This window comes from Accumulibacter sp., from assembly GCF_029255125.1.
Lineage (GTDB): Bacteria > Pseudomonadota > Gammaproteobacteria > Burkholderiales > Rhodocyclaceae > Accumulibacter.
This window is the reverse complement of record NZ_JAPUVR010000038.1, coordinates 1-3,760: the sequence shown is the minus strand read 5'-3', so window position 1 is coordinate 3,760 and position 3,760 is coordinate 1. Positions and strand designations below refer to the sequence as shown.

Genomic DNA, 3,760 nt, shown 5'->3' with positions numbered 1-3,760 from the left:
TGCGATCTGCTGTCGGTGTCGACGGCCCGCACAAAGGAGCGATCGACCTTGATGCAGTCAACGGGCCAATCGTTCAGCGCCAGGAGATTGGAGTAACCGGTACCGAAATCATCGAGAGCGAGATAGATGCCGCGTGCCCGCAAGGAGTCAAGCAAGACCCTGGCCCGCACCGGCTCACGCAGGATGTGCGACTCGGTCAGCTCAAAACCAATGCCTTGCGATGGCACCAGATGTCGCGCCAGGACGCGGTCGACGGCAGCGAGGAAGCCTGCCTGCCCAATCGTCGCACGGCTGAGGTTGCACAGCAGGCGCGGCACCGCCAGCCCACTGTCCAGCCAGCGTCGCAAGTGTGCGCAGGCCTGGTCGACAATCGCCAGATCGAGATCCTGCAGGCATTCAGCGATTTCGAAGGCGGACAGGAAAGCCTCCGGCAGTTGCATGTGTTCGCCTTCGCGGGCTTGCCAGCGTGCCAGAACTTCGAAGCCGCTGATGCAGCCCGCGGCGAGATCGATCTGTGGTTGGAAGTGCGGCACGAACTCGCCGGCGGCAAACGCTGCCTTCACCCGCTGCACATGGCCCAGCTCGCGGCGGCGGGCGTGCGTACCATCAGCGCCGCAATAGGACACCGCGGCGCCGCTGAGTGTCGCCTGCTGGGCCGCCAGCAAGGCTTCGTCGAGCAAATCCACCGCCGATATCGCACGCCCGGAAGCCTTTGCGACACCCAGGCGCAAGTGGAGGTTCAAGACCTGCCGGTGTGCGCGAAACGGCGCGTCGACCAGGCACGCGAGACGTTTCAGCGTGGCGTCGACGCCACCGCCAGCCAGTAGCCGCAGTGTGAGAACGAATTGATCGTCGCCACAACGAGCGCAGAACTCATCCTGAAAGCGACAGAGGGCGCGCATGCTTTGCGCCAGCTCCGACAGAAATTGATCGGTACGCTCCCAACCGCAAGTGTCGCGCAGGAGCGGCAATTCGCGAATCTGGAAGGCGACCAGCACCGCTTCAACCGACTCGCGCCGCCAAGTCTCCAGCAGCGGCTGCAAGACTTCCAGAAATCCCCGCCGGTTGGGCAAACCGGTGGCGTGGTCTTCGTACAGCAAGCTGAGCACGGCCATGACGTGCCGGCTCATCGCCACAAGCAAGCAACGTTGGCGGCGGGCCAACCGACGTGGCACGCGGTCCATCACCCAAAGCGTGCCGATGCGAGCCTTGTTGGCGTCGATCAAGACGGCCGCGGCATAGCTACGCACGTGCGGCTCGCCGCGAACCAGCGGACTTTCGCGAAAGCGGGAGTCATGCCGCGTATCGGCAACCTCGAAGAAGCTCACCTTCGAATCGACGGCATGCGCACAAAACGCTCCGGAGCGGGAAAAACGGTCGATGCTCAGCCCTACCCGGCTCTTGAGCAGGACTTGATCGTTGTCCACCACACTGACCCCAGCCATGGGCGCTCGGCAGAAGCGGCTGACGAACCCGGTAATCGGGTCCAGTTCGTTCGAGCGCGCCTCGTAGTAGGCACGGTAAGCCTTCGTTTGTCGGTGATGACGTGGCTTGGAGGCTTTGACGACCTTGTTCATATCGGCCAAAAGAAGAACTGGAAACCCATAATTCCCCATTCGGGACCGGCCTGGCGCGCTACAGAGTCTGTCATACTACGGCAACGATTGGCCAAAATCGTACGAGATCGACCTTCGAGAAGCGTGAACGAGGTCTGTCGCGCCACTTTACTGCGCTTTTCACCGGAAATCGGCCGCCCGCGGCGGGCAAACACCTGCATGGCGAGCACAGCCGGATTGCCAAGGCAGAAAGAACGCGTGCCCCGGCGCTCGGTGCCTTCTCCCTCGATCGTGCCATGGCGAACCGCTTCTTCCACCGATCATTGACAGCCACACACGGTGCTGCTGGCACAGGCGCCCTGCTTGCAAGCCTTCCGGCTTCGGCGCACGCATATGGGGTGACGTGCCGAGAAAACGCGAGCGTCGTCGTTCTCTTCCAGTGTTCCTCAAGCTGGAGCCCGTGATCTGCCTGTTTCAGGCCAAACGGGCCGATCGTGCTCACTGCTCACAAGGCGCGCAAAACCCCTTTAAGCCTTGAACGGGTAACCGTGCATTCGGTACATCATCCTGGCCGATGGCTGCTCAGCGCAACTTCCCACTAACGCACAAACCGTTGTTGATCGCCTCACGCTCGAACGGACCAGGCAAGGTGCAGCGACCAAGCCGACAAAGGAAAGCTTGTCACCCGATGTGATCTCGACCGGCGGCGGCTTCTCGATTCATCGGCGATCAGGCCGCTTCATCGTCGACTTCGACGAAGCGTGCGCTTTCCAACAGCCGCCCGAAAGCCGACGACGCGGTGGTGCCCTTGCGGCCGACAAGCACCACATCCTTGCCCAAGGCATCGGCGAGGCCCGCTTCGTAGTTCACCCATTGCGAAGCCTCGCCCGCCGGTGAAGCGACGATGACCACGGCGGTTGCCGCGTCCATCGCGTCCTTCACCGTCTTCCGGAAGTCTTCGCCGGAAGCAAGCGCGTGTGCATCGAAGACATCGAGCGTCTGCGCATGCTTCTGCAACAGCTCGCTGATCTGCGGCTTCAGCGCTTCTGCGAAGTGCCGGTCCTGCGCCGCATACGAAAGAAAAACCTTGTCGCTCATGGTTGTGAAGCCTCCTTGGCAAGCACGCGAAGGTCGCCGACGACCTCCTTCCACTGCATCGCCTGATTGCATTGACTGGCGAGCAAGAGCGGCGGCACTCCCGCCTCCCTCGCCTTCAATTCCTGAAAGCTTAGATGATGCAGCAAAATGAAAGTCCGTACGTTGAACGCGTCGGCATACGCCAGTTCCATCCATTGCGCTGCGCCACCGTCGAGGGTGCTCGGCGAGACCAGAAACAACATCGCCAGCGAGTCGCGAAGACGCGCCTTGAGTGCCGAAGCCACGTCCTGTTCCGAACGCGCCTGGTCGCGCTGATACGTCCACACGCGCAGCACTTCGGCGGCAAGCATCGTCTCGACCGCGTATTGCAGCAGGCTCGCTTCAAACGCGTCGTGCCCGGAGTACGAAAGGACAACCAGTCTCTCGGCCATATGCACACATCTTCGCACAGACTGTTGCGCCCGCTGCCCGGCCATGAAACGCACGCAGGCGCCGACCGAGGTGAGCGTAGTACGGCGAGTGGTCGTGGTCAAGCAAAAGTCAGGGCAGTGTCGGCAGCGCAGTGGCCTGAAGAACAACGCCGTCGACCCTCTCACCCACACTCACACGCATTGACCTTCAACGAGTCAGCCCGGCAGCGCCCGCTTTGCGCGCTGGAAACGCTTCCCGGTACGAAAGAGCGAAGCTTGCGCGCAGGCAACTGGCTACTGGCGCCCAATTCGGTTCCCGAGCCGACGACACTGGCGTTGCTCGGTTTGGGCGGACTGAACCTCGCCGCTGGGGGCAAACGGCGTCCGCGTGCGTAGCGGCCGAGTCCAGCCCAGGTGCAGGCTCCGCTGCCGATCGCTAAACAAGCACCGAACAAGCGCTGAACGAGGTAGAACCGCTCCTGGGCGATCTGGTGGAGAATCGACTGCGCAGCTACGCCGAGTTGCCCGCACGCGCATCGGCCGCCGTTCGCCTGGCCGACCGGCCGCGCGGACGGGCGTACAGTTTCTCACTTTCGCCAATAAATCGTGCTGTAATAGGGGAAATGCGCAAGCGGCGCGCGAGGGGGAAGCATGAGCAAGGACGATATGGCAAGCGCAAGCCAGACGGCTCGCGCT

5 protein-coding genes are annotated in these 3,760 nt (G+C 62.4%); 1 reads left to right on the top strand and 4 read right to left on the bottom strand.

Translation table 11 applies throughout. The features are described from left to right. From Q1L59_RS01970 to Q1L59_RS01955, 4 genes are all read right to left on the bottom strand, one after another. A partial coding sequence (locus tag Q1L59_RS01970; protein ID WP_300327619.1) for an EAL domain-containing protein occupies positions 1-1,577 on the bottom strand: 1,577 nt, incomplete at its 3' end. Beyond that, entirely contained in the window at positions 1,574-1,873 is a 300-nt protein-coding gene (locus tag Q1L59_RS01965; RefSeq protein WP_300327618.1) for a hypothetical protein, read from the bottom strand. The genes Q1L59_RS01965 and Q1L59_RS01970, both read right to left, overlap by 4 nt. A 412-nt stretch (positions 1,874-2,285) precedes the next feature. Beyond that, positions 2,286-2,654, bottom strand: coding sequence for a toll/interleukin-1 receptor domain-containing protein (locus Q1L59_RS01960; RefSeq protein ID WP_300327617.1), 369 nt, complete (start codon positions 2,652-2,654; stop codon positions 2,286-2,288). Further along, positions 2,651-3,085: a hypothetical protein gene (locus Q1L59_RS01955; protein ID WP_300327616.1), complete on the bottom strand. Its 435-nt coding sequence runs from the start codon at positions 3,083-3,085 to the stop codon at positions 2,651-2,653. The genes Q1L59_RS01960 and Q1L59_RS01955 overlap by 4 nt, the downstream gene beginning before the upstream one ends. Between Q1L59_RS01955 and Q1L59_RS16695 the strand changes: the two genes are divergently transcribed. Then, complete coding sequence (locus tag Q1L59_RS16695; protein WP_366145608.1) at positions 3,086-3,460, top strand: PEP-CTERM sorting domain-containing protein; 375 nt, start codon at positions 3,086-3,088, stop codon at positions 3,458-3,460. The last annotated feature ends 300 nt before the right edge of the window (positions 3,461-3,760 follow it).

Excerpts from the sequence above, each read along its gene's own strand:
- Q1L59_RS01960 (WP_300327617.1), bottom strand. The coding sequence starts at position 2,654 with ATGAGCGACAAGGTTTTTCTTTCGTATGCGGCGCAGGACCGGCACTTC.
- Q1L59_RS01955 (WP_300327616.1), bottom strand. The coding sequence starts at position 3,085 with ATGGCCGAGAGACTGGTTGTCCTTTCGTACTCCGGGCACGACGCGTTT.
- Q1L59_RS16695 (WP_366145608.1), top strand. The coding sequence starts at position 3,086 with ATGCACACATCTTCGCACAGACTGTTGCGCCCGCTGCCCGGCCATGAA.